Source organism: Kitasatospora sp. NPDC087315, assembly GCF_044744345.1.
In the GTDB taxonomy this organism is placed as follows: Bacteria; Actinomycetota; Actinomycetes; order Streptomycetales; family Streptomycetaceae; genus Kitasatospora.
In genome coordinates, this window is the sequence record NZ_JBIUYD010000029.1 from 20,007 (window position 1) to 46,007 (window position 26,001).

At 70.1% G+C, this 26,001-nt stretch carries 20 protein-coding genes; 15 read left to right on the forward strand and 5 right to left on the reverse strand.

The features are described 5' to 3' along the window. Positions 1-681 precede the first annotated feature (681 nt). From ACIO5D_RS32405 to ACIO5D_RS32430, 6 genes are all read left to right on the forward strand, one after another. Positions 682-2,061, forward strand: a complete 1,380-nt coding sequence (locus ACIO5D_RS32405) for a helix-turn-helix domain-containing protein (protein WP_400799560.1) — start codon at positions 682-684, stop codon at positions 2,059-2,061. Between the two features lie 380 nt (positions 2,062-2,441). Further along, on the forward strand, positions 2,442-3,182 hold the full coding sequence (locus tag ACIO5D_RS32410; protein ID WP_400799563.1) for a hypothetical protein: 741 nt from the start codon (positions 2,442-2,444) through the stop codon (positions 3,180-3,182). A gap of 2 nt (positions 3,183-3,184) precedes the next feature. Further along, entirely contained in the window at positions 3,185-4,489 is a 1,305-nt protein-coding gene (locus ACIO5D_RS32415) for a UDP-N-acetylglucosamine 1-carboxyvinyltransferase (RefSeq protein ID WP_400799565.1), read from the forward strand. A 2-nt stretch (positions 4,490-4,491) separates the two neighbouring features. Continuing rightward, positions 4,492-5,535: a serine hydrolase domain-containing protein gene (locus ACIO5D_RS32420; RefSeq protein WP_400799568.1), complete on the forward strand. Its 1,044-nt coding sequence runs from the start codon at positions 4,492-4,494 to the stop codon at positions 5,533-5,535. A 9-nt stretch (positions 5,536-5,544) separates the two neighbouring features. Further along, on the forward strand, positions 5,545-6,579 hold the full coding sequence (locus ACIO5D_RS32425) for a UDP-N-acetylmuramate dehydrogenase (RefSeq protein WP_400799571.1): 1,035 nt from the start codon (positions 5,545-5,547) through the stop codon (positions 6,577-6,579). Between the two features lie 157 nt (positions 6,580-6,736). Continuing rightward, positions 6,737-7,237 carry a hypothetical protein gene (locus ACIO5D_RS32430; protein WP_400799573.1) on the forward strand — a complete coding sequence of 167 codons (501 nt, stop codon included), beginning with the start codon at positions 6,737-6,739 and terminating at the stop codon, positions 7,235-7,237. A 330-nt stretch (positions 7,238-7,567) separates the two neighbouring features. Here the strand turns inward: ACIO5D_RS32430 and ACIO5D_RS32435 are convergent, their stop codons facing one another. Further along, a complete protein-coding gene (locus ACIO5D_RS32435; protein WP_400799652.1) occupies positions 7,568-7,936 on the reverse strand; it encodes a phosphotransferase in 369 nt (122 codons plus the stop codon). A gap of 472 nt (positions 7,937-8,408) precedes the next feature. On the opposite strand from ACIO5D_RS32435, the gene ACIO5D_RS32440 reads away from it, so the two are divergent. Next, on the forward strand, positions 8,409-13,001 hold the full coding sequence (locus tag ACIO5D_RS32440) for an AAA domain-containing protein (protein WP_400799576.1): 4,593 nt from the start codon (positions 8,409-8,411) through the stop codon (positions 12,999-13,001). Further along, the gene (locus ACIO5D_RS32445; RefSeq protein WP_400799577.1) at positions 12,998-13,984 is read left to right on the forward strand and encodes a hypothetical protein; all 987 of its coding nucleotides are present in this window, start codon (positions 12,998-13,000) and stop codon (positions 13,982-13,984) included. The genes ACIO5D_RS32440 and ACIO5D_RS32445 overlap by 4 nt, the downstream gene beginning before the upstream one ends. Positions 13,985-14,332: 348 nt before the next feature. Here the strand turns inward: ACIO5D_RS32445 and ACIO5D_RS32450 are convergent, their stop codons facing one another. From ACIO5D_RS32450 to ACIO5D_RS32460, 3 genes are all read right to left on the reverse strand, one after another. Further along, positions 14,333-15,481: a TerD family protein gene (locus ACIO5D_RS32450; protein WP_400799580.1), complete on the reverse strand. Its 1,149-nt coding sequence runs from the start codon at positions 15,479-15,481 to the stop codon at positions 14,333-14,335. A gap of 390 nt (positions 15,482-15,871) precedes the next feature. Then, positions 15,872-16,540, reverse strand: coding sequence for a response regulator transcription factor (locus ACIO5D_RS32455; protein ID WP_363603991.1), 669 nt, complete (start codon positions 16,538-16,540; stop codon positions 15,872-15,874). After that, positions 16,537-17,730 carry a sensor histidine kinase gene (locus tag ACIO5D_RS32460; RefSeq protein WP_400653397.1) on the reverse strand — a complete coding sequence of 398 codons (1,194 nt, stop codon included), beginning with the start codon at positions 17,728-17,730 and terminating at the stop codon, positions 16,537-16,539. The genes ACIO5D_RS32455 and ACIO5D_RS32460 overlap by 4 nt, the downstream gene beginning before the upstream one ends. Before the next feature lie 152 nt (positions 17,731-17,882). On the opposite strand from ACIO5D_RS32460, the gene ACIO5D_RS32465 reads away from it, so the two are divergent. The 5 genes from ACIO5D_RS32465 (at position 17,883) to ACIO5D_RS32485 (ending at position 22,601) form a co-directional block, all read left to right on the forward strand. Next, positions 17,883-18,824 carry an ATP-binding cassette domain-containing protein gene (locus ACIO5D_RS32465; RefSeq protein WP_400799583.1) on the forward strand — a complete coding sequence of 314 codons (942 nt, stop codon included), beginning with the start codon at positions 17,883-17,885 and terminating at the stop codon, positions 18,822-18,824. Beyond that, on the forward strand, positions 18,821-20,329 hold the full coding sequence (locus ACIO5D_RS32470; RefSeq protein WP_400799585.1) for a hypothetical protein: 1,509 nt from the start codon (positions 18,821-18,823) through the stop codon (positions 20,327-20,329). The genes ACIO5D_RS32465 and ACIO5D_RS32470 overlap by 4 nt, the downstream gene beginning before the upstream one ends. Then, positions 20,326-21,126: an ABC transporter permease gene (locus ACIO5D_RS32475; protein ID WP_400799588.1), complete on the forward strand. Its 801-nt coding sequence runs from the start codon at positions 20,326-20,328 to the stop codon at positions 21,124-21,126. Before ACIO5D_RS32470 ends, ACIO5D_RS32475 begins: the two co-directional genes overlap by 4 nt. Before the next feature lie 417 nt (positions 21,127-21,543). Then, positions 21,544-22,320 (forward strand): DUF72 domain-containing protein, encoded by a 777-nt coding sequence (locus ACIO5D_RS32480; protein ID WP_400760930.1) that lies wholly within the window; start codon positions 21,544-21,546, stop codon positions 22,318-22,320. Further along, the gene (locus tag ACIO5D_RS32485; protein ID WP_363603983.1) at positions 22,317-22,601 is read left to right on the forward strand and encodes an acylphosphatase; all 285 of its coding nucleotides are present in this window, start codon (positions 22,317-22,319) and stop codon (positions 22,599-22,601) included. Before ACIO5D_RS32480 ends, ACIO5D_RS32485 begins: the two co-directional genes overlap by 4 nt. 90 nt (positions 22,602-22,691) lie before the next feature. Here ACIO5D_RS32485 and ACIO5D_RS32490 read toward each other — a convergent pair whose 3' ends face one another. Beyond that, complete coding sequence (locus tag ACIO5D_RS32490; protein WP_363603981.1) at positions 22,692-23,756, reverse strand: hypothetical protein; 1,065 nt, start codon at positions 23,754-23,756, stop codon at positions 22,692-22,694. Between the two features lie 422 nt (positions 23,757-24,178). On the opposite strand from ACIO5D_RS32490, the gene ACIO5D_RS32495 reads away from it, so the two are divergent. After that, positions 24,179-25,306: an NADH:flavin oxidoreductase gene (locus tag ACIO5D_RS32495; protein WP_363603979.1), complete on the forward strand. Its 1,128-nt coding sequence runs from the start codon at positions 24,179-24,181 to the stop codon at positions 25,304-25,306. A 283-nt stretch (positions 25,307-25,589) separates the two neighbouring features. Next, entirely contained in the window at positions 25,590-25,946 is a 357-nt protein-coding gene (locus ACIO5D_RS32500; RefSeq protein WP_363603978.1) for a hypothetical protein, read from the forward strand. The last annotated feature ends 55 nt before the right edge of the window (positions 25,947-26,001 follow it).

Genomic DNA, 26,001 nt, shown 5'->3' on the forward strand with positions numbered 1-26,001 from the left:
GACTGGAGTGACCGAGGCAAGCGTGAGTGACCGCGTCCCCGGTCAGTCCGTCGTTCTGACCGACCGCAGTGACCGGGGTCCGGTCACTGCGGTCACGCCAGTCGACAGAACTGACCGAGGTGACCGCACGGGCCAGCGGACAGCGCCGACCGTTGTACCCGGCCGCCGGCGCACGAGCGGACCATCGCCGCCACTGGGCGCTCCCCCGGCGTGGACCGTACACAAGACCGTCCACGCACGCCTCCCGCGCAGAGCCCCGCGAAAGCCATTCACACCGTCCACGCTCAGCGAAGAAACCGCAGGTAGAGCGATCACGGAGGCGCACACGCCGTCCACACGACCCAGCGTTCACGCGCGAGCCCCCCTCTAGAAGGGGGCTCGCGTGTACGCCCCGTCGTGAACCCCGTGCCATCGAGGAGATTGCCGAGCTTCCACCGCACGCCGTAACGTCCACTGGCCCGGCCTGCAAATGGTCACCCGCATTCCGAACTGAGGTCAGTCCACCGGAAGCCGGAGCAAGTTGTGAGGCAAGGAGTCCTTACCCCGCCTGCACCTCGCAGCGGATGGCGCTGCCCTCGCCCAGGGGTGAGAGGGCAGCGCGGATGACCCTCAGGGACCAGCAACGCAGCCCGACCCAAGCCGGTCTGCGACGTGCTGGCTCGATACCGAAAGCCCTACACCATGGCCCCGACCATCGGTACGGTAGCGATCCGTAGTGGCTTCGACACGGTATCGGGGGCCAGCGTGAGGGGCAGCGGTATCACGTTCGGCAAGTTCATCGCGCTCCGTCGCGCCGAGATGGAGTGGACCCAGCTCCGCCTCGCCGCTGAGCTCGACCGCAGCGAGGTCTGGATGTCGCTGGTCGAACGGGACTTGCAGCAGGTGAAAGACCTGACACTGCTCCGGCGCCTCGCGGAGGTACTGAGCTGCGAGCTCAACGAGCTGATGGCCTTACCGCAACCGGCCGCAGACCGGCCGAGGTCCCGCCCCCGCAAGTCCACCTCGGCTACGCTGACGAGCAGTTCCGCTGCCGAGGAGGACGATGTGCGACGCCGCCCGTTCCTGACCCTGGCGGCTGCCGCCCTGTTCACCCCGGTCGTCGGCCAGCAGGCCGCGCACGCCGAGGCAGCCTCACCGCTGGCCGGCCTGGAGGACCTGCTGCTCTACGGGACAGGGCGGGTTCCGGTGCCCCGCAGCGAGCCAACCCATGAGACCGTCGCTGCATCTCTCCTGACGTCTCGTCGCGAGTTCAAGGCAGCCAAGTACGACGCGCTCGCTGAGGCTCTGCCGAGCCGGATCGCTGCCGCCCAAATGGTCGGCAGCACCGAGGACCGGGCTCGTAACGTCGCCCGGCTCTACAATCTCGCAGTTCGACTGTGCATCAAGATCGGTGACAACAACCTGGTGGCCATCACCGCCGACCGCGCGCTCACCGCCGCCCGGTCCGGTGGCGACCCGCTGGTGGTCGCCGAGGCACAGCGGATGGTCTCCAGCGCATGGCGCCGCCAGGGCAGCCTGGCCCGAGCAACCGACATCGTGGTGGTCGCCGCCGAAGACCTCCTGGCCGACACCACGGTGTCCGAGTCCGCCCGCCTGGCCGCCCGCGGCGACCTGTACGCCACTGCGGCCTACACCGCCGCGAAGACCGGCGACCGCGCCTACGCGCACTCGCTGATCCGTGAGGCTGCCGACAGCGCCGCAGCCGCCGGCCGGGCCTCCGGCCTGGTCGACGGCATCCAGGGCGTCGCCCTGCACGAGTTGTCGGTGCATTACGAGCTCGGCGACGCTGGCCGGGCGATTGAGCTGGCCTCCACGATCGACCCCACCGCGCTGCCGACCGCCGAGCGGCAAGCCCGCTTCTTCACCGATGTGGCCCGTGCGTTCGACCAGTGGAACAAGCCCGAACAGTGCTACCGGGCTCTGCTGGCCGCCGAGGAGGCGGCCCCACAGGAAATCCGCCGGGGTGCCGTCCGTGACCTCGTCACCCCTCTGCTCCGGCACGACCGCAAGCTGCCCGGCGTCCGGGACTTCGCCGCCCGAGCGGGCGTTCAGATCGTCTGACCCGTAGCCGGACTACGGGCCGTAGTCCGGCTACGGATCCAGCCCTCCGCCCGGCAGTTCACTGGGGAACGTCCACTCCTCCCCCTGCTGCCGAAGGCCCTCCCATGCCAACGCCCAGCACCTCCCCGCCGCCCGACAACCGGCGGCACGCCACCCCGGCGGATCGTGACCGGCTCGACGCATTCCTCACCGCATCCTGGGCCGCCTTGCACCTGCCTATGCTCGCCTTGCTTGGCCTGGCTGTTCATAACCAGCCGGCCGAGGCCAGCCCTCAGATTGCGGCGACCGCGCCCGACCTGCCTGCCTCCTGAGGCACCCGGAGGCCGTCGTGACGGCTCCACCTTCTTCTTCCGCTCGCTCGCCCGAGAGGAGATCCATCCATGCACCGGCTGACCGACGCGCCCGCGCTGCACACTGAGTTGGAGCGCATCGACTACCGCACCACGCCCGCGTACTACTTCGACACCGAGCACGTCACCGACCCGGTCGTGCTGCACCTGCTGAACTGCTGCCCGACCGTGTTCGGCCTCAAGAAGGCCATCACCGACCTGCTGGCCGGCAACCTGGATGTCTCGCTGCCGGAGGCGACCGGGATCATCGAGCCCGGCGCCAGCGTTCGCGGCCACGTGATCGTGGCACCCGGGGCCGTCATCGCCGAAGGCGCGTTCGTCACCGGTCCGGTGCTGGTCTGCCCCGGCGCGGTGATCGAGGCCGGCGCCCGGGTCCGCGACAACACCGTCGTCGGCCCCGGCTGCCGCATCGGCTTCGGCGCCGAGGTCACCCGCTCGCTGCTGACCGGTGGCGTCTTCATGAAGCACACCAGCTTCGTCGGAGACTCCGTGCTCGGCCTCGGCGTCAACATCGGCGCGTTCGTCTCCACCACCGGCCTGCGGGTCACCTCCGGACCGGTCACCGAACCGGCCACCGAAGAGGTCTACGCCCACCTCGACGGCCGGCGCATCGCCACCGGCCAGACGAAGTTCGGCGCGGTAGTCGGCGACGGCGTGATCGTTCCCGCTGGCACCGTGCTCCAGCCCGCCACCCTGATCGGCGCGCACACCCTGCTCTACCCGAAGACCCAGGTCGGGGGCTTCTTCCCGGCCGGAAGCCAGGGAAGGTGACCATGCCCACCACCGACACCACCCCGACGACCGACCAACGGGCCGTACGGATCACTGGGGGCCGCTGCCTGACCGGCACCGCCACCATCCAGGGCAGCAAGAACATCGCCCTGCACCTGTACGCCGCCGCGATCCTCGCCGACGACCCGCTCACCCTGGCCGGTGCGCCCGGGATCCTGGACACCCTGGTCGTCGCCGACATCCTGCACCGCACCGGCACCCACGCCGCCGTGACCGGCGACGAGTTCGCCACCCGCCCGGCCGACTCCTACTTCCCCGTCATCCCGGACGACCTCGGACGGCGCATCCGCACCACCGCGGTAATGGGCGGCGCCCTGCTGGCCCGCTGCGGCAAGGTCACCTTCCCCACCCCCGGCGGGGACGCCTTCTGCGCCCGCTACATCGACCGGCACCTGGCCGCGATGGAGGCAGCCGGAGCCGAGGTCGAGGTGAACCGGGGCCGGGTGCGGGCCCGCTTCACCGGCAAGCGGCTGCCGTTCACCACCGACGCCGAGACCCGCTCGTGGGGGCCGAGCCTGGGCGCGACAGTCACCGCGATGCTGCTGGCCGCCCGTACCCCGGGCACCTCCGCGATCCTCAACCCCAGTGTGGAGCCCGAGGTCACCCACACCGCCGCCCTGCTCTCGCAGGCCGGCGTCGGCATCGAGTGGCGCGGCAGGAAGGCCCTGAACGTCACCGGCACCGACCGCATCCGGGGCGGGGTGTTCACCGTGCCGCCGGACCGGCTTGAGGCCGCCACCCTCGCGCTGGCCGCCGCCATCACCAGCGGCACCGTCCACCTGGACGGCTTCCCGCCGGCCGCGTTCCCGGACGGGCTGGTGTCTGTGTTCGCCGACGCCGGAATCCAGCTCGACCCGCTGGACGGCGGAACGGCGGTCAGCACCCCGGCCGGGCCGCGGCCGGTACAGATGGCCACCGGCCCGCACCCGGGCTTCCCGACCGATGTGCAGCCCCAGCTGACCGCTTTTCTCACCCAAGCCGAGGGCACCTCCCGCATCGACGAGCGGATCTACACCCAGCGCGACACCCACCTGCCGGCCCTGGCCGCGTTCGGCGCCGCGGTCAACGCGACCGGCTCGGTGATCACCGTCCGGGGCCGGTCCGCCCTCACCGGCGCCGACGTGGCTGGGGAGGACATCCGGGCGGTGACCGCTCTCGTGATCGCCGCCCTGGCCGCCGAGGGCACCTCTACGATCCGAGGGATGTATCACCTGCGGCGCGGATACGGCAGCCTGCTGCCGAAGTTGGCCGCGCTCGGTGCCGACCTGACGATCGACCAGGAGTAGCCGTGACCAACACCGTGCCGTGGAAGCCGAACGCGCTCGCCGACCTGCGCGAGTGCCTGGACCTGATGACCGCTGACGGCACCGTGCCCGGCGGAGTCATCGCCCACGGCACCTTCGACACCGAGGCCGGCTACCTGGCCTCCGGCGTCGTCGCCCCCGAGTGCGGCGACGCCCGGCCGGGGCCGGACACGGTGTACGACGTGGCCTCGCTGACCAAGGTCCTCGCCACCTGGCCGCTGGTCGGCACCTCCCTCATGGACGGCTTCACCCTGGACACCACGATCCGCGAACTGCTGACCGGCATCCCGACCGAGGCGCCCGGAGGCCAGGTGACGGTCCGCCAGATCCTGGCCCACACCTCCGGCCTGCGGGCCGACACCCGCCTCGACCAGTACCGCAACCGCACCGAACTGGTGGCCGAACTGATCTGCGGCGAAGACCTGATCGCCGAGCCCGGCGCCGGCCACCGCTACATCAACCGCGGCTTTATCCTCCTCGGCCTGGCCCTGGCCCACTACCGCTGCCAGCGCCTGGACGAGCTGGCGGCCGAGCTCTGGCAGCACCTCGGCATGACCAGCACGACCTACGGACCGGTGCCCCGCTCCGCTCAGGTCGCCCCGACCGAGCAGCGGTTGACCGGCGGGCCTCGACTGTGGGGGATGCCGCACGACGACAACGCCGCCCTGCTCGGCGGAGTCGCCGGCCATGCCGGGGTGTTCACCACCCCGGCCGACCTCGCCACCTTCGCCACACACCTGCTGGCCGCCCACGCGACCGACGCGACCCTGGGCCGCTGGCTCGCCCACAGCATGCAGCCGCAGGCCACGGTCGAGCCGGGCCTCGACCGTGGCCTGGCCTGGATCCTCGCCGACGACGGCAGGGTCGCCTACCACCACGGCTTCACCGGAACCAGCCTCTACCTCGCCCCGGCTACCGGCCGCTACCTGGCCATCTGCACCAACGCCGTCTACCACCACCAGGACAACCGCACCCGCCTCGCCCCTCTGCGGACCCTCGCCCTCAAGGCGATCACCGACGAACCCTAGGAGGCCCCCGTGCCCCGTCCCACGCTCGCGGCCCTGACCACCCTGCGGCTCGGCGGCCCGGTCAGCGACGTCCTGCAGGTCGCCGACCCCGACGACTGGTTCGAACTGGTCCATACGATCGGCGACCGGCAGGAAGAGGCACCCCTCACCCTCGGCCACGGCAGCAACGTCATCGCCTCCGACACCGGCCACGAGGGCACCGTCGCCGTGATGAACACCCGGGGCATCACCGTGAAGCGGGTGGACGACGACACGATGGCCGCGACCGTCCAGGCCGGCCACCCGCTCGCCGACCTCGTCCAGTGGGCCGCAACCGAACACCTCGCCGGGATCGAGTGCCTGGCCGGCATACCCGGCACGGTCGGCGCCGCCCCCGTCCAGAACGCCGGAGCCTACGGCCAGCAGGTCTCCGACGTCCTCGACCACCTCACCGCCTGGGACTGGGACATGGGCCGACTGCGGACCCTGCCCGCCCAGGCATGCCGCCTCCGCCACCGCGACAGCCGCTTCAAGAACGACCCCGGCCGCTGGACCATCCTCACCGCCACGTTCCACCTCACCCGCTCACCGGCCGCCCCCATCGCCTACCAGCCGCTCGCCGACGAACTCGGCGCCTCCCTCGGCGCCCGCCCTCCCGTCGCCGAGGTGACGGCAGCCGTCCTCGCCAACCGCCACCGCCGCGGACTCCTCCTCGACCCCCACGGCCCCGCCGCCCGCCAGGCCGGATCGGTCTTCCTCAACCCGCCCGTCACCACCACCCAGGCCGCCCGCTGGTCGGCTGCCGGCTGTCCGGTCCACACCGACAGCGACGGGCAGCTGCGGGCCAGCGCCGGCTGGCTGCTGGAGCACACCGGCTACCGCCCCGCCTACGAGATCGCAGACGGCATTCGCTGCTCGAAACGCCGCACCCTCACCCTCACCGCCCACAACGGAGCGACCGCAACGGGCTTCGTCCAGGCCCTTACCCAACTCTCGGCGCAGGTCGAGATCGCAACCGGGATCAAGCTCCGGCCCGAGCCGACGTTGGTCGGCACTTGGTCGTGACGGCCAGAAGTGGAGAACAGCGCATGCCGGAGAGCTGGGGGACGTAGCCTTGCGGAGCGCGATCCTGGTGCAGGTACCAGACGCTGCGGCCCCAAGGTCAACGATCACCGCACATGGGGTCTTGACCCCAAGCTAGGCGTGTCAGGAGGACGGACACATGCAGCCCAGAAGCGCCGCGGCCGCGGGCAGAGACTTCCCCTACACCAGTCCGACGACTTGCTACATCGAAGTGTCCGATGACGGCACCGTCTCCCACGGCACCGACTCCGGCACATACGAGCGGGCGCTGAGCGGTAAGTCTCGACTCTTCGCGGTGTGGCCGGGCCAGTGGAGCAGCCACCTGTTCGTCGTCGACGATCTGGATGAGTACGCTCGTGCTCACGGCATCGTCCACGACCAAGACCGCACGGGCCTGGTCGCCCACGAGCACCTGGTCCGCTGGAAGGTCTCGCCCTACGAGGCGAAGCCCAACGCCAGCTACATCGGCATCGAACTTGAGCTGGACTGCGACTGCACCATCGAAGATTTGAAGGCCTTCGCCGGGCAGATGCGAGACCAACGGGGATGGGACGTCGCCACGTCGGGCGGCTGGGGCCGGAGCACTCGACAAGGGCACACCACATATTCGCTGCGCGTCCGCCGAAAGAGTCTGACCTAGCCGTAGGACAGCCGTCGTAGGCCAGCGTCTGGTCTCAGTATTCAAGGCGTGATGCGAATCTGGGGCGGTTGTCGATACAGGCGAGGGCCGCACTCGGCGCGGGCGCGGCGTCCGTAATCGCCTTCGCGTTGGCTGCGGTGTGGGTGAGCGATGCGGCAGATGATCGTTCTGAAGGTGCCGCAGGTCCTGGCCCCGGACTACATGGAGCAGGTCACCGAGGCCCTCGCCGCCGTGCTGGTCCGCACGCTGGTCGCGGCATAGCCGCGAACACCTCCTGCACGTCCTCGCGGTCCGCCTCGGCGTGAGCTACGACTGGGGTGGTCATCGGGGCTACCACTGGCTCCGCTCCGGCGGCAACAGGCAGGCAGTCCGTTCGTCGTTCAGGCCCCGGTGGATCTGGCCGAGCAGGACACCGAGGTCTCCCGCCTGGTCCAACGAGAGATCGGTCCCGGGCCGGTGGTCGCCCTCTAACCACGGAATCAGGCAGTGACCGCGGCCCGCGACCTCTGCCACGGTCTCGCCAGCGGGTCGCCCGACCGGGACTCCGGCATCCGCCAGCTCGGACAGGACCGCCACGTTCCGGCGGGCCAGCGGCAGCGGCACATCCGTGATCTGCTTCAGCGCGAACGCACCCTCGGCCGTCTCCAGCCGCCAGTTCCCGTCCATCAAGCCGTTGGGCAGAAAGCGGCACGCCTGGATCTCACCGAGCCCGAAGGACTCTCCGAAGAACCACCAGGTCCTCGTCGATCTCGCTGTAGCGCGAGCTGTGCGAGCCGTCGTCGATCGCTTCTGTCACCTGATACAGGCTAGCCGAGCAGGGCAGGCATCGGTGCGACAGCAGGCAACTGTTATGTCTCATGGATTTCGAGTCGAACGTTGTGATGCCGTGTGCTTTCCGGCGGTAGGAGTCCTCCTCGGGCGATATTCAGACAACAAGGATGACTCGGATACTGCTCAAACCAGCAGATCGGTGCTTGAACTGGCCGACGCTTCCCCGAGCGCCTGGGCGTAGTCAGGAGGCTACTAAAGGTTCGGACGGCCCGTGACCTGATGGATCCACCATGGCGATCATGGCTAGATCCATCTGCTGACAACTTGTGACGTTTGCCCTGCGACTGGCTTCCACGAATCCTGAAAGGCTTTCTACAGGCGACAGTTGGAGGGGTAAGCCTTGAAGCAGCCAGTGCTGCGCGCGGATGATCCGCAGGTTGTCAGGCACACGCGTGACCTGGTCGAGTTCCTACGGGAGTTCGTGCGCAGTTCCTACAAGCCGGTGCGCGACTGTTCGAAATACAAGCAGGTGCTCTGGCTTGCCGAATGCCCCGACGAGCTCGTTCCCGCGAAACTGGCAGCCAGCGGGGTGCTGTTCAAGGTCAAGCACTATCCGGTACGGCCCGCGCCGACGGTTCCCGACGTGCTGCAAGGCTGGATCGAGCCACAGGACGTGGCCTCCACGACAACCGGGGACCCGCTTCTGGCTGAGGTCGGACCCGGCCGCGGCTATGCGGAGGACGAGGACGGCAACACCTACGAGATCGACGAGATCGCCAGGGAAGACGCCCTGGACGTGCTGAACGCCTACAGCCGCTGGCTTCCCGAGTGGAGGCGCTGGGCGCAGCGCGAGCAGACGGAAGAGCCGTACCGGCAGCTCCACCGCCGCCTCTACCGCATGGCGACCCAGATCCAGCGGGAGGGAGAGGTCTTCGAGGCAGTCCTGAGTACCGGACTGTTGACCTTGGACCGTGGGAGCAAGAGAGAGCGGGTGCACAGGCATGTTCTGACGGTCCCCTTGGTGCTGGCTGTGGACCCGGCGACGGTTCACATCACCGTCTCACTGTCGGACGGTGACAGCCCGAGACTGGAGGACGGGGACTTTCTGGACGAGACCCACGGCTACACCGCGCAGTTGCTGAACGCGCTGCGGTCCCGGGTCGAGGAAGACACCTTCCACCCTCTATCCACGGACGCCCTGGAGGTGCTGCGTTCTTGGTGCGAGCGGGCTTTCGGCATGGAGCACGCGGCCCGCTTCGACGATTCCTGGAACCGCCCGAACGAGACTTCCCCGGCCGAACCCAGCGTCTCGTTCACGCCGGCGATCGTTCTGCGCGAGCGTGGCCAGGGGGCGCTGGTCACGTTCTACGACGGCATCGCCCGCCGCTTGGCTCAACCGGGCGCCGTGAGCCCGCTCGGGCTCACACAGTTGCTGTTCCAGATCGAGCCTGAGGACCGAACGAGCTGGGCGGCTGGAGGGGCGGGAGGTTTCGAGCCCGCGCTCGGACCAGATCCGCTGTTCCCGCTCCCGGTCAACCGAGCACAGCGCGAAGTGCTGAGCCGGTTACAGAAGGACACTGGTGTCGTGGTCCAAGGACCGCCCGGAACCGGCAAGACCCACACCATCGCCAACCTGATCTCGGCGCTTCTGGCCGACGGCAAGCGGGTCCTGGTGACCAGCGAGAAGGCACAGGCACTGAAGGTCCTGCGCGACAAGATCCCGCAGAAGCTGCGCCAACTCTGCGTCCTGCAAGGCGACTTCAGGTACGAAGGCGGTGACGAACTCGGGCAGTCCGTCCGGTCCCTGTCCCATCTCAGTGCCTCAGTGACAACCGATCAGCTCGCCGAACGCATCGAGGGGCACCAACAGGACCGGTCGGACCTGGAGAAACTGCAGGCCGAACTGCGCGAGGACCTGCGTGATCTGCGGGAGGCCGAGTGGGTTGAGCACCCCGAGTCCGCAGTGGCGCCGGGGTACTCCGGACGGCTCGCAGAGATCGTCGAACTGGTCTCCGGGCGGGCGGCGTCCTACGAGTGGCTTCCCGAGCTGCCAGCAGCCGCGTCTGCTCGTCCGCCGATCACGGCCGAAGAAGCCCAGCGACTCCTCGGGCTTGTGGAGCGTCACGGGTTCGAGGTGCTCACTTCGCGTGCCTTCCTGTGTCCTGCCCCCGAATCCATGCCTGCTCCGGCTCGGTTCGAGGAACTCGTGCGAAGTCTGCAGGCCGCTCTGGAGGTGTCAGGCAGCGCGCCCTCGGAAGCGGCGCTGACGATGGCGGACCGAGGAGAGGAACTGATCGACACCGTCATCAGGCTCCTCGACACCGCTGAGCGAGCGCTCCAGCAGGAGGGTCTGCCGGCCGATCCGGCGACGTGGTCGCAGGACCACTGGCAGACCACCGCACTGGTCGACGGCATGACTGACAAGCGTCAGCAGCTGTGGGAAGGGGTGCGCCGCCACTCCGCCCGCGCCACGGAGGTACGGGACCGACTGCTCGGCATGCCTCTGATGGAGGTCGTGCTGCCGCAGGTGTCGCAGACCGAAGAGCCGCACCAGCGGGCGGCTGCCCGCGAGTTCGCGCAATATCTGAAGACGAACGGCCAGCCACGCAGATGGGCGCTGAAGAAGCCCTTCCACAAGCAGGCTCGTCCTCTGCTGGAGAACTGCCGGGTCAACGGCCGTGTCCCGCAAACAGCCGAAGAAGTAGAGGCCGTGGTCGTGCACCTCGAACTGCGGGAGTGCGCTCGGCAACTCCAAGAGCGGTGGAAGGCGTTCCCCGCTCCAAAGGTCGAGGGCGACTCCGAGGCAGTGCTGTCCGAGTTGTTGGACCGCTACACGCTGTTGCAGGCGGTGGACTCGTTCACCGGGGCGGCGCGGGCCGTGCACGACGCTCTGGTGCAGGCTGGGGTGAAGGGGCTCATGGTGCGGTCCCCAGAGCAGTGGAATGAGGTACGCCAGACGGCCGGGCGCGCGCGGCTGGTGCTGTCGGCCAGGCTGGCGGAGCGTGAACTGGCTTCCCTGATCGAGTCGCTTCCCAACCCGAGCGGCGCCGATGTACCCGAGTTGGCCGAGGTCCACCGCGCGGCGTCGAACCGTGACGCAACCGCGTATGCCGGCGCGATCGACGCCGTGGGTGCTGCCTACCTGCGGGAAGCCGACCGCAGGCAGGCGTACGAGTTGCTCACACAGTTGCAGGAGGAACTGCCCGAACTCGGGCGCGCGTTCGCCGCGTCGCCCACGGACCGGCAGTGGCAAGGCCGGTTCGCCGCGCTTGACCGGGCGTGGTCCTGGCAGTTGGCGAAGCGCTTCATGGACCGCATGCTGTCTCCGGGGCGAGAGCCGCAGCTCGAGCGCGAGCTCGCAGAGGTCGAGGCGCAGCTCAAGAGTGTCAAGGAACAGCTCGCTGCGGACCGGGCGCTGCTGCACTGCCTCAGTCGGATGACCACCAGGCAGAAGCAGGCGCTGAGCGCCTACGCCACTGCGATGTCGCATGCCGGACGGGGTGCCACGGCGCAGGGGAAGCGGCATCTGGCCGCGGCCCGGTCCGCGATGCGTGACGCGCGGGGAGCGGTGCCCGCGTGGGTCATGCCACTGCGTCAGGTGGTCGAGATGCTGGATCCGAAACCCGACGCGTTCGACGTCGTCATCGTAGATGAGGCCAGCCAGGTCGGCTTGTCTGGCCTGCTGTTGCTGTGGTTGGCGCCCCGGGTGATCGTCGTTGGCGATGACAAGCAGTGCGCACCATTCTACACCGGCAACAAGCACGACAAGATCAACCAGAAGGTCGATGAACGGCTGGCCAGCTTCACCGACTGGCAGCGGGACGGCTTCAACCCGAAATCGAACCTCTACGAGTTGCTGTCCGCTCGCTTCCCCGAAGTCATCCGGTTGACCGAGCACTTCCGTTGCATGCCGGAGATCATCAAATGGTCCTCGCGGCAGTTCTACCCGGACAACGAGTTGGTCCCCCTGCGCCAGTACGGTGCCGACCGGCTGAGGCCCCTGGAAGTTGTCCATGTGCGCGAGGGCTACTGCGAGGGGACGCGTGAGCGCCTCGTCAACCGGCCTGAGGCGGAACGCCTGGTCGGCAAGCTGCAGGAGCTGATCAGCGCCCCTGCCTACGCGGGGCGGAGTATCGGCGTCATCGTCCTGCGGTCCGGTGCGCAGACGCGGTTGCTGGAGGACCTGATCGACGCGGAGATCGGTCCTGAGGCAAGTGAGCGGCACAACATCCGAGTCGGGACCGCCGAACAGTTCCAGGGGGACGAGCGGGACGTGATCCTGCTCTCCATGGTGGTGGACGGTGACCACGTCCAGGCGCTAACCGGCTTGAACGACGGCAGGCGCTTCAACGTCGCGGCGAGCCGGGGTCGTGATCAGATGTGGCTCTTCACCTCCGTGACCCCAGATCAGCTGAGTAGCAAGGATCTGCGGCACTCCCTGCTCACCTACATGCAGAACCCGCCGGCCCTGCACCCCGCACCGCCGACCTTGGCGACGGTCACTCCCGATGAGAGGCGCGCCCCGTTCGACTCCCTGTTTGAGCAGAGGGTCTTCTTGGAGATCAGGCGGCGCGGGTACCACGTCCTTCCGCAGTGGGAGGTCGCCGGTAAGTTCATCGACCTGGTCGTGGTCGGGGAGAACGCGCGGCTGGCCGTGGAGTGTGACGGCAGCCCTCACCACGCCAGCAGCAAGAAGCGCCAAGAGGACTACGAGCGTGAGCGAGACCTGCGGCGTGCGGGTTGGACGTTCTGGCGAGTGCGCAGCAGCGAGTTCGCGCTGGCGCCCGACCAGGCTCTCGCCCCCCTGTGGCGCAAGCTCACAGCGCTCGATATCCGGCCGGGCGCGGCCGAATTCGAACAGTTTGCCTCTGACGGGGCGAACACCTGGAACCCAGTCACCTTGTCCGACGAGGCGCAGGACGCAAACGTTGATGACGAAACGACCGATGCCGAAGATCTGTCCGCTGATGACGCCCAAGGAGACCTGACATGAGCCAGTCGTTCGACGAGAGCGTCCTCATCGAGATCGCCTATTTGATTTGTGGCGACGATTCACCACTGCTGTACCGCAAGGGCTACGAGATCGCTGAGTTCCTGCGGCGCGCGAAGTGGGAGGACGTCCCCGATCCCGATGGCACGTCGCGACACCAGTGGACGCTCGACCTGCTTCGCGAACGTCAGGAGGAAGGCGAGGGCGATGCCCTGAAGGCAGTGCTGCGACTCGCCGACCAGCGTGAGTACGTTGGCCAGCCGCGCGAGTACAAGGCCACTGTCGCCCGGCTCGACGAGGTTCTGGCCCTGGAAGGATGTCGAATCGGCTACGCGGAGGGACAGCCGATCCTCGTACCGGTCGAGGCCGGCGCCAGCGAGTCGGTGCGGATGCCCAGGGTCGAACTGCAGGTCTCCGTCTCGCAAGTAATCAGCGACCCGGCGTTGGCAGCAGCAGTCCAGACCAGGCTCGACGAGGCGCACACGTGTTACGAGCACGGTGCGTACACGGCAGCCGTGATCATGCTGGGCAGTCTCCTGGAAGGGGTTCTCGTGCACGTCGCCCAGGTGCGCGCAGTTACTCGGACGTTGAGAAAGCGACCGGAGGACATGGGCCTGAAGGAACTCGTCGATCTCGCACACGACAACGGCTGGATCGAGCACGACGCGAAGCTCGCTTCGGAACTCGTGCGGCATTACCGCAACCTGGTGCATCCAACGGCGGAACGACGAAACGGACATGGGCCCAACCGCGACACGGTCGACATGTGCTGGCCGGTTGTCAACGCAGCTCTCAACGACCTGGTTGCCACCGCGTCGGCTGCACCCGCCCGGCCGGCCCCTTCGGCTCCGGCCACCTCCGAGACGAACCGCCCAACCCCGGCAACCGTCGCCCGACCTCGACGTCCTTCCGGGCCGGCCAACGGACGGGCGAGCCGTTCGCGTAGTGGGGCAGGGCCCGCACAACCGACGACGAATCCTGGATAGCCCGCAGGCCCGAATCGGACGCGTCGGCAATCTCGACATGCCACTTTGGTAGGTGGCCGCCGCAAGCGCGGTCGAGGGCTATGGCCTGGTTGCAGTTCTGGTTGCATTCACCCCCGTCCAGCGCCGTTCAGAGCAAAGTCACCAAGCCACTCCGCCGCAGGTCAGGACATCTGCGGCCGCACCCGGACAGCCGAACGAACATTTGGAAAGCGTGTTGGGGGCAACCCCTCACGAGTTCGAATCTCGTATCCTCCGCCGGCAGAAGGCCCGGACCGCATCACGCGGCCCGGGCCTTCGTCGTTTTCCGCCTCCGGGCGCCGTGTCAGCTGGAGTGGGCGGGCGCTTCCCTCACTTGGTCTTGAACTCGACCGGGCCGGTGCTCATGCGGAAGTTGCCGTTGGAGTACAGCATCGGGCGGGCTTCCTGGTGGTTGCCGCTGTACTTCTCGACGTGGCGGATCTCGATGCCGCCGGGAGCGGTGAAGTCGATGAGGGCGATAGCGACCCAGTAGGACAGGTTGCGGTTGTTGAACAGCGGGACGGTGACAGTGGACCCGCGGCCGTCCGTGACGACAGCCCTGGCTCCGTAGGACTTGAAGGAGCCGGTGCCGTTCTCGACCGCGCTGTAGGCGCAGATCAGGACGTAGCCCTGGAGGTCGGGTCGGCGGATGGTGACGGTTTCGCGCCCGGGTGTGCGGGCGTCACCGTCGAGGGCGATGTACGGGGGTGCGGAGGGGGAGCCGAGTTGCCGGTAGTACACGACCTCCTCGGACCTGTTCGGCCTGGGGCCCTTGGGGGTGACGAGGCTGCGGGGCACGTGGAGGGCGTAGAGGTCGAGGTCGGCACCGGCCCGGCGGCGGTTCGCGCTGCCGCCGTTCCATTCCAGGCTGGCGGTGACGACGGGGGACGGATCGTCCTTGCGCATGTTGATCGTGGCCTGGCCGCCCTTGACGAGGGTGACCTTGCCGAGCGGCACGGGCGGGGGCGAAGCAGGGGCGGGGGCGGGGTCGTCAACGACGATGCCGAAGTCCGCCGCCAAGCCCGCCAGCCCGCTGGCCCAGCCCTGTCCGACCGCCCGGACCTTCCACTCGCCCTGGCGCCGGTACAGCTCGACGAGGACCGCCACGGTCTCCCCGCCGTCCATCGGCGGCGGAGCGAACTTGAGCCGCGTGGACCCGCACTCGACGTCGGCGCGCGGGGTGCCCCCGGCGTCGAACCGGGCAGCGGGGTGGCCGACGTCGATGCTCGTCACAACGGCGATGCGCTCCACCGAGGCGGGGACGTGTCGGAGGTCCGCCGTGACGGTGCGCCCGGTCACCGTCACGCCGTCCTGCGACCGGTGGTTGTAGAACACCAGGTCGTGGTCGCCGCGGACCTTGCCGTCGGACCCGAGCAGCACGGCGGAGACGTCGAACGGCACACCCGAAGCCGCGACGGTGACCAGGCAATGGGCGCCGGGCAGGGGGGCGTTCGCGCCTTTGGGCAGCGTGATGGCCATCTGAGCCTCCTGTGGTGATCCGTCCATGGTGGCGGCAGTGGCTCGATCATGCAGGAGAACGACCAACCAGGGATCGGCTCCTTGGTACTCACCGGTCTCCCGCACCGATGGGCGCCGGAGGTCCCCTGGTCCCATTTCTGGTCTCATTCACCCCCGTCCAGCAGGGTTCAGCCGCCGCCCAGCGGTTGGCCCAGCTGCAGTTCAGGACAGGTGTGAACCCCGGCGGACGGCGTTCGGGAGAATTGGAAAGCGTGTTGGGGGCAACCCCTCACGAGTTCGAATCTCGTATCCTCCGCCGGCAGAAGGCCCGGACCGCGCAGCGGTCCGGGCCTTCGTCGTCAGCGGGTCGCCGCTGCCGCGAGTAGTGCGTCGGCGGCTCGCAAGCGGCGGTCACTCTCCCGAGTCGGCGATCCGGTAGCCGACCGTGGGCGTGGTGGCGATCACAGGTGGTTCGCCGAGCTTGCGTCGGAGTCTGCCGATGGTCACCGCGACGGTGTTGGTGAACGGGTCGGCGTGCTCGTCCCACACCTGCTCCAGCAGGACCTCCGCACTGAGGAATGCGGGGCTGGCCTGCAGCAGGGCGGCGAGGACCTCGAACTCCTTGACCGAGAGGTCGAGCCGTCGCCCGTCCCGCGTGGCGGCGCGGCGGACGGGGTCGAGTTCGATGCCGGCCGCGCGGAGCACTCGGGCGCGGGCGTAGGGCCGCCGGCGGGCCAGGGCCCGTAGCCGGAGAACGAGTTCGGGGAAGTGGAAGGGTTTGACCAGGTAGTCGTCGGCCCCCAGGCTCAGGCCGCCGACGCGGTCACCGGGCGAGTCGGCGGCGGTAAGCATCAGCACCATCGGCCTCTCGTCCCGGTCGGTGACCATCTGGCAGAGCGCGTCGCCGTGGATGCCTGGCAGGTCGCGGTCCAGCACGATCGCCTCATACGCGGCGGTGTCCAGTTTGGCGGCGGCCTCCAGACCGTCATAGGCGACGTCCACCGCCATGCCCTGGTCGCGCAGGCCCTCGGCCACGAGGTCAGCGAGCACCCGCGCGTCCTCGACCACCAACACCCTCATGCCGTGGCCTCCTGGTTGCCGCCGGCCTGCGGCAGGGTGACGGTGGCCCGCAGACCGCCCCCGGAGCGGGCATGCAGCTCCAGCGTGCCACCGTGCGCCTCGGCGACCGCCGCGACGATGGCGAGCCCGAGACCCGATCCGTCGCTGCCGCGGGTTCGCTCCGCGCCGATCCGGCGGAACGGGCGGACGAGCTGTGCCGCCTCGTCCTGCGTCAGCGCCAGTCCGCCGTTGTCCACGACCAGGTGGACGAGCGCGTCGCTATCGGCGTGGACGGCGACGCGTAGCCAGCCGTCGGGCTCGTTGTGCTGCGCCGCGTTGTCGACCAGGTTCTGCACCAGTCGGCGCAGCAGGGTCCGGCTGCCGTACACGCGAACGGCGGAGCCGCTCTCGCGGGTTGCCGTCAGACCGCGGCGAGCGATGGCGTCGGCCCGCTCGTCGAGGGCTTCGGCGGCGAGCTCGTCCAATCGGACGGTCTCGGAACCCGGCAGCACGCCGTGCTGGGCGCGGGCCAGGGTCAGCAGGCCGTCCAGCAGCCGGTCGACCTGGTCGAGCTCAGCGCGAACCCGGCCCGCCAGCATCCGCGTCTGCTCGGGGAGGGGGCCCGGCTTGGCGAGCGTCACGTCCACTGCCGCCCGCATGGTGGCCAGCGGGGTACGCAGTTCGTGGGAGGCGTCGGCGACGAATCGCCGCTGGGCCGTGAACGCGCCCTCCAGGCGCGCCAGCAGCCCGTCGATGGTGTCGCCGAGGTTCCTCAGTTCGTCGCGCGGGCCCTGGACGGCGAGCCGCTCGTGCAGGCTGTCGGCGGAGATCCGGCGGGTGGCGGCGGTCATCGCGCGCAGCGGGTGCAGCACCCGCCCGGCGGCATACCAGCCGAGCACGACCGAGACCAGGCCCATCACTGTCAGGCCGACAGCCAAGCCGAGGAGCAGTTGGTGCATCTGCTGGGTGTGGGCCTCGGTGAGTTGGTGCTCAAGGCTGGCGATCCGCTCCTGGGCGCCAGGCGGGACGGGCCCGGTCCCGTTGTCCGGGGCAGGCGCGACGTCCACCGAGCCGCCCGCGATCAGCCCGACCACCGCCAGCGTCGTGGCACCCGAGGCCACGAAGAGGGTGGAGTACAGGGTGGTGAACTGCCAACGGACGCTGCTGCGGCGCAGCACCGACGGCGTGAGCAAACCCTGGTCCACCGTCATCGGTCCTCTCTCTCCCCGCCACCCGGCTGCCTGATCAGGCTAGGCGAGGTGCCCTAACAGCGGCATGACAGCGCCCGTTCCGCCCGTGTCACGCAGGCGCACGCAACGTGGTGCCCGGAGTCGAAGACCGAGGGAGAGGACAGGCGGCCGCGATGAGGGACGACGTCGGGATCGAGATGGCGGGCCTGCGGAAACGCTTCGGGGCGACGCAGGCACTGGACGGGATGACGTTCGCGGTCCGGCCCGGTCGGGTGACCGGGTTCGTGGGTCCGAACGGCGCGGGCAAGTCCACCACAATGCGGGTGGTGCTGGGTCTGGACGCACCCGACGCGGGCCGCGCACTGGTCGGCGGCCGGCCGTACCGGAGCCTGCGCAGTCCGTTGACGCGGCTGGGCTCGTTGCTGGACGCCGGAGCGCTGCAGCCCAGCCGGACCGCCCGTAACCACCTGCTGTGGCTGGCGCATTCACAGGGCCTGCCGGCGCGCCGGGTGGATCAGGTGCTGGGGCAGGTGGGGCTGGCCGACGCGGCACGGCGCCGGGCGGGCGGCTTCTCGTTGGGCATGCGTCAGCGGCTCGGCATCGCGGCGGCGCTGCTCGGCGACCCGCCCGCGCTGATGTTGGACGAACCGTTCAACGGCCTGGACCCGGAGGGTATCCGGTGGATCCGCGGCCTGCTCACCTCGCTGGCGGTCGAGGGCCGCGCGGTACTGGTCTCCAGCCACCTGATGGGCGAGCTGGAGGACGTCGCGGACCACTTGGTGGTGGTCGGGCGCGGCCGGGTCGTGGCCGACACCGGTGTGCGCGAGCTGCTGGCTGGGGTCGCGGCCGGCCGGGTGATGCTGCGCACCTCCGAACCGCTCGCTGCCGCCGAGGTGTTGTCGCACACCGGCGCCACCGTGCAGGTGACCGGACCCGGGACCCTCGGCATCACCGGGCTGCCAGGCGAGGCGATCGTTGCACGCCTCACCGCGGCGGCGGTGCCGTTCGCCGAAGTGGCCACCCACCGCGCGACGCTGGAGGAGGCCTATCTCACGCTCACCGGGGACGCCGTCCAGTACCGGAGTGCCGACTCGGCGGCGGGGGTGGAGCGATGAGGGCGCTGCACGCCGAGTGGACCAAGTTCCGCACCGTGCGCGGCTGGGTGCTGGGCTCCGTCGGCGCGATGCTGGCGTCCGTGCTGTTCCTGCTGGTCGGCACGGCCTCGTCGAACCAGCACCCACAGGGCGTGACAGCGCTCCCGGTCGGCCCCGGCGGCGAGGCGGTCAACGACAGCTTCTACTTCGTGCACCGGGCGCTGACCGGCGACGGCAGCATCACAGTCCTGGTGACAGCGCTGACTGGCGTACTGGCTGATCCGGCGGGTGGGCCGGGCGGAAGCACGTCCGGCGTCACCCCGTGGTCCAAGGCCGGGATCCTGGTCAAGGAGAGTCTCGACCAGGGTTCACCCTACGCGGCGATGATGGTCACCGGCGCGCATGGGGTGCGGATGCAGAACGACTTCACGCACGACCGCGCGGGCCTGGCCGGAAGCCCCTCGACCGCCGAGCCGCGCTGGCTGCGGCTCGTCCGGACGGGCAGGACAGTCATCGGCCTCGACTCATCCGACGGCGTGCGTTGGGCCGAGGTCGGCACCGCGCGGCTCCCCGAGCCGGCGACAACGGTGCAGGTGGGGCTGTTCGTCGCCGCCCCGGCGGCGGTACAGGCGAGTGGTGGCGGCAGCAGCAGTCCGGCCACGGCCACGGGAGACTTCCGTCGCGTAACGCTCAGCGGCGCCTGGGGGCAGGCGGCCGGAGGCTGGCAGGGCGGGCAGGTGGGCGGCGACGCCGGGACCTCGGGCAGCTACGCGCCCGGCACCGTCGGCGGCTGGACGGCGACGACCGGCGAGGGCTTCACCGTCACCGGCGCGGGCGACATCGCCCCCGTGGTCGGCGGGCCGGCGCTCGGACCGGCATTCACCGTGGAGACCTTCCTCGTCGGCACGTTCGTGGGCTTGATCGTACTGACAGTGGTGGCCGTGCAGTTCGTCACCACCGAGTACCGCCGCGGGCTGCTCGGACAGACCCTCGCGGCGACACCGCACCGCAGCAGGACACTCGCCGCAAAGGCCACGGTGGTCGCGACGGTCGCCTTCGCCGTCGGTGCGGCAGCCGCCACCATGAGCATCCCGCTCGGTGAACTGCGGGCGCACGCCACCCACTTCGCCGTGCTCACCGTACCCACAGCGGTCCAGGCGCGCGCGGTACTCGGCACGGGGCTGCTGCTGGCCGCGACGGCGGTCCTGTCGCTGGCCCTCGGTGTGGTGCTGCGGCGCAGCGCCACAGCGATCACCGCGGTGGTGGCCGCGACGGTGTTCCCGTACCTACTCGCCTCTGGTGGCATGCTTCCGAGCGGCCCGGCCGAGTGGGTGCTCCGGCTCACCCCGGCGGCGGGCTTCGCCGTCCAGCAGACCCTGCCGCGCCACGACCAGGTGCTCAGCGTCTACGCTCCCTCGTCGGGTTACTTCCCGCTCTCCCCCTGGGGAGGCCTCGCCGTGCTCGGTGCCTGGAGCGTGCTCGCTCTCGCGGCGGCAGCCGTGCTGCTGCGCCGGAGGGACGCATGAGTGGCGTCGACACCATCGGGTTCCGCCGGGCCTGCCGCGCCGAGTGGACGAAGCTCCGCACCGAGGCCGGACACGGCTGGCTGCTGCTCGGCCTGGTTCTCGTCACGGTCGGCGTCGGCGCGGCTGTGTCCGCGGGCGTCCCGTGCCCGGCGTCGGGCTGCGGTCAGGACCAGGTGCGACTCAGCCTGGCCGGGGTGTCGGTGAGCCAGGTGCTCGCCGCTGTCACGGCCGTCCTGCTCGTGGGCGGCGAGTACGGCACCGGCCTGATCCGCACCACGCTTGTGGCACTGCCCAGGCGCGGCACGGTGCTGGCAGCGAAAGCCACCGTGCTCAGCGGAACGGTCCTCGCAGTCGGAAGCGTCGCCGTGCTCGCCTCCATCCTCGCGGGACACCTGCTCCTGCCGGGCGCCGGATACACGCCCGCCCACGGCTACACCCAGCTCTCCCTCGCCGACGGGCCGACCCTGCGCGCGGCAGCCGGCTCGGTGCTCTACCTGGTCCTAGTGGGCCTGCTCACCCTCGGCGTCGCCGTCGCGGTTCGGGACACGGCGGTCGCGGCGGGCGTCGTGTTGGCGCTGCTCTACCTCTTCCCGCTGCTCAGCCATGTCGTCACCGAGCCGCACCTGCAGCGGCTGCTGGCACGGCTCGGCCCGATGCCGGCGGGCCTCGCGATCCAGGCGACGACGAACCTGAGCCATCTCCCCATCGGCCCCTGGGCGGGCCTCGGCGTTCTGGCCCTCTGGGCGGCGACCGCGCTGTTCCTCGGGGGCACGATCCTGCGGCTGCGGGACGCGTGAATCCACACGCGCGGCGCCGGCCCGGACGCTTCTCGTGCCCGGGCCGACCTCGTCACGGTGGTGAAGTTGCCGCCCGTGGTCTCAGCTCTGGTCTCATTCACCGCAGTCCAGCGAGGTTCAGAGCCTGGGCAGCGCCCCGCTTCACCCCAGGTCAGAACGGGTACGGACCCCGGCGGACAGGGTTCGGGAGAATTGGAAAGCGTGTTGGGGGCAACCCCTCACGAGTTCGAATCTCGTATCCTCCGCCTTGATCGAAGGCCCGGGCTGTTCACCAGTCCGGGCCTTCGTCGTTCCCGGCTGGCTGTTGTCTGCCGGCTTCGCGCACGCAGTTGACTCTTCCACGACACCGGCGCCCACGGCGACGACCTGCCTCAGGGCCCCCGCCGGCAGGCGGGCACTCCGTGCTTCCATGGATGTGTGGTCTTGTATGTCGGCACCTCGGGCTGGCAGTACGACGACTGGCGTGGCGTCCTGTACGCGCCGGGGATGCCGCGGCGGTTCTGGCTGGAGGAGTACGCCCAGCGGTTCGCCACGGTGGAGAACAACAACGCCTTCTACCGCCTGCCCGCGGCGGAGACCTTCGCCACCTGGCGGGAGCGAACCCCGGAGGGGTTCGTGATGGCGGTCAAGGCAAGCCGCTTTCTCACGCACATCAAGCGCCTGCACGACCCGCAGGAGCCGGTGCAGCGGCTGCTGTCGGCCGCCGAAGGGCTGGGCTCGCGGCTCGGACCGGTCCTCCTCCAGCTCCCGCCTACCCTGCGGGCGGACGTCGGCCTCCTCGACAGTTGCCTGGGCTGCTTCCCGGCCGGGGTGAGGGTGGCCGTCGAACCCCGGCACGATTCATGGTGGGTGCCGGAGATCCGGGCGGTGCTCGAACGGCGCGGCGCCGCCCTCTGCTGGGCGGACCGGCAGGCACGCCCGGTCACACCGCTGTGGCGGACCGCCTACTGGGGCTACCTGCGCTTCCACGCCGGCCTGGCGCAGCCGCCGCCCCGGTACGGTCGGCAGTCGCTGGCCACCTGGGTGGCCAGGGTCGCCGAGGCCTGGTCGGATGAGGCCGACGTGTACGCGTACTTCAACAACGACCTCGGCGGTGCGGCTCCCCTGGACGCCGTCGCCTTCGCCCGAGCGGCCGCCAGGGCCGGCCGGACGGTGAGCCGCACGCCACAGCACCTGGCGGTGAGGCAGGCATGATCCGCAGTCGACTGATCGTCTCCGGTGAAGTCCAGGGCGTGTATTTCCGTGACACCTGCCGGAGGGTGGCACGGGAGCACGGCGTGGCCGGCTGGGTACGCAACCTCCCCGACGGAACGGTCGAGGCCGTGTTCGAGGGCGAGGCCACGGCCGTCGAACGGCTGGTCACGTGGGCACGGCATGGCCCGTACGCGGCCGTGGTGGACCGAGTCCGCGTCCACGAGGAGGAACCCGAGGGGCTCGTGGGCTTCGAGATCCGCCCGACGCCCTGGGGCGGATAGGCAGAGCTCGTGCCCCTGGATGGTGCGACTGCGGTTGCCGTCCTGAGGACGAGCGTGTCGGAAAGTCGATCCGCGACAGAGCCGTTCTTCTTACAGACCCGTCCGGGAGGCGAGTGCGGCGGTGATGATCCTGAGGGCGGGGCGGTACTTCACGGTGGCGGCCAGACGGCTGAGCTCGGCGTAGGCATCCTCGTCGCCGAGCTGGGTCAGGGCGTGCACGGCGGCGCCGGCCGTCTTGGGTGATCGCGGGCCGATGCCGGGGAGCCGTATCAGGGCCGCTTCCACCAGTTGGCCCAAGGCCGCCGCGGACTGCGGATGGGCCTGCGTGAGAGCCAGTAGCGCCGCAAGGCCCTGTAGCGCGCGAGTGTTGAAGGGGTCGAGTTCGAACTCGGCGGTACCGGCGCCGTGGTGGGATTTCACAGGCGCGGTACGGGGCTCACCCACCGGGGCAAGCCAGGAGGTGATCGCCCTGCGGGCGCGGTCAGGTCCCACGTCCGCCAACAGTCCGCGTCCAAGGCGCTGCCACGTGCCGGTGGGGCGGGAGCCCTTGGCGGTCAGCGCGTGGGCGACCAGCGCATGCCACGCGGGTTCGGCCCCGGTCAGATCGGCGATCACGCGCTCGGCCCACGGCTCGCCGGGGTTGAGCACGGGCTCCACGATCCTCGCGGCGAGGGTACGGAGTTCACCGGGTGTCTCGGACGTCAGCGCGGTTCTGCGGACGGTGGCGACCACCGGATCGGGCAGTGCCCGCCCCGCCGCCTGCTCCACCTCGACCAGGCAGGTCAGCCGCCAGCCCTCCCACAGCGTCATCTTCGCCGCCGCCTGGGCCATCAGCGGCTCTTGCCAGGCGGCCAGTTGCTCGACAGGCAGCCCGTGCGCCACCAGGGTGACCAGCGAGGCGAGGTCCCGGCAGCGACCCGGGTGGTGAACGGCCGTCTCCTCCAGCCCATCGGTCATCCGTCGCAGTAGCAGGACCCGGGTGGAGGCGGGCATCTCCCGCAGCAGGCTGATCAGTTGGCCACCGTCGAACGTCCAGTCACCGTCGATGTCAGCACACAGCTGGTAGAGGTTCCTGTCCAGGCCGGTCACATCGCCGGCGTTCGCAAGCTGTCGGATCCTGGCCAGACGAGCAACCTGCTCGTTCTCCTGCAACACCGGCTACCTCTCCGCAGAACCCAGCTCGCCTTGACGACACACGACACTGGGCGAGGCCACCGACAGCGCGGCTGGCACCACCTCTGACCGGCGCAGATGACCTCGGCTACCGTCCTGCCCGCAGGACGAGGAGGCCGCCGGATCCGGCGCGAGGCGCGACACCCCGGGTCGTGCCGCACGGGGCTTGCGGTGGTTGCGGTTCGGGTTGTATTCACCCCGTTCGACGAGGTCCGGCCCATGGTCACCGTCGGACAGCCGGGACGCTCCTCGGGGCTCCACGTCCGGCTGGAGGAGCAGGCGAGTGTCCGGGATCACAGGGTGGCTCGTTGGGTGGGCGAAATGCCTTGGCCGCCGGAATGGTTGGCACCTGTACGCATTCCTGAACGCGTGCGTATCGTCCGGCACCCATGAGGAGCACCTCCGTGACCGTCACTGCGTCCTCCGCCTCCCGCGCGGCCGAGATCCTGTCCCGGCCGGTCGCGCTGAACGGGCTGACCGTCCCGAACCGCATCGTGATGGCTCCGATGACGCGCATGTTCTCCCCGGGCGGCGTCCCCGGTGAGGACGTGCGGTCGTACTACGCCCGTCGGGCGGCCGCCGGTGTGGGCCTGATCGTCACCGAGGGGACCTACGTCGGCCACGAGTCGGCCGGGCAGAGTGACCGGGTGCCGCGGTTCCACGGTGCGGAGCAGCTGGCGGGGTGGGCGAAGGTCGCCGAGGCCGTTCACGCGGCGGGTGGGGCGATCGTGCCGCAGTTGTGGCACATCGGCATGGTGCGCAAGCAGGGCGATCCGCCCTACGCCGACGCCCCCGCCGTCGGCCCCTCCGGCATCCGTGTCGACGGCACCGAGGGCACCGGCAGGGCGATGACCCGGCGCGACCTGGACGAGGTGACAGGCGCCTTCGCCGAGGCCGCCGCGGCCGCGGAGCGTATCGGCTTCGACGGTGTCGAACTGCACGGCGCCCACGGCTACCTCCTCGACCAGTTCCTGTGGGCGGGGACGAACCGCCGTACCGACGCCTACGGCGGCGGCCCCGTGGCCCGTACGAAGTTCGCGGCCGAGATCGTGGCCGCGGTCCGCGAGAGCGTCTCCCCCGAGTTCCCGGTGCTCTTCCGCTACTCGCAGTGGAAGCAGGAGGCCTACGACGCGAGGCTCGCCGAGACCCCGGAGGAGCTGGAGGCGATCCTGGCCCCGCTCGCGGCGGCCGGCGTCGACGCTTTCCACGCCTCCACCCGCCGCTACTGGCTGCCGGAGTTCGAGGGCTCGGATCTGAACCTGGCGGGCTGGACCAGGAAGCTCACCGGCAGGCCCACCATCACCGTCGGCTCGGTCGGCCTCGACGGGGACTTCGTCCGTGCCTTCATGGGCGAGGGCGCGCCGGTCCGGGGCATCGACAACCTCCTCGACCGCCTGGAGCGCGACGAGTTCGACCTGGTCGCCGTCGGCCGCGCTCTGCTCCAGGACCCGGAGTGGGCGGCGAAGGTCCTGGGGGGCCGGTTCGAGGAGCTGGAGCCGTACGACGCCGAGGCGCTGAAGACGCTGAGCTAGGGAGCCGGCGCGGGCCGCCACCCACATCGCTACGGGCGCGTCCCTCACGAGTTCGAACCCCGTGCCCTCCACACCCCGTCCGCCAGGGCGACTCCGAGGTCCCGACCACACAGTGGTCGGGACCTCCGGCGTTCTCGACAGCCGCCCGGGTAGCCCTGTGCCTGACCGGCCGCGGCAGCCCGGTTCTGGTTGTACCGCCCCCGCGGACGGTTCCGGCCATGGCCCGAACCGTCCAAGTCCGGCGTCTACCAAATGATTTGTGGCTTTGGGCAGGATCGGTCCCATGTACCTCGTTCATACCGCCCTCCAGCCCGGGGCAGCCGGCGGCCCGCTCCCCCCGGATGCCCGCGAGCTTCTCCTGGCCGCCGCGCGGGTCGAGGACCGGATCGAGCACGTCGTCCTCCACCCGCACGCGGTGCCGCACCCGGTCCTGGGGGTCTATCTGCTCGCCGACTCCATGGAGGAGGCCGAGGCGCGGGTCGCCGGTTTCTGCGACCGGGCCCTGGCCGCCGTCCGGCCGTTCACGGGGTGGTGCGCGGCCCCGCCCACCGTGCCGCTCGTCGTTCCCTTCTACGAGCGGCTGCTGGCGGAGTACGGTCGGCCCGGCCGAAACGGGCCAGGACGGCTGCCGCCCGCGTGAGGCGTTCGCACCGCGCTCGGGCTGCGGGCGACGGCCCGAGGAGGGCGGCCTGCGG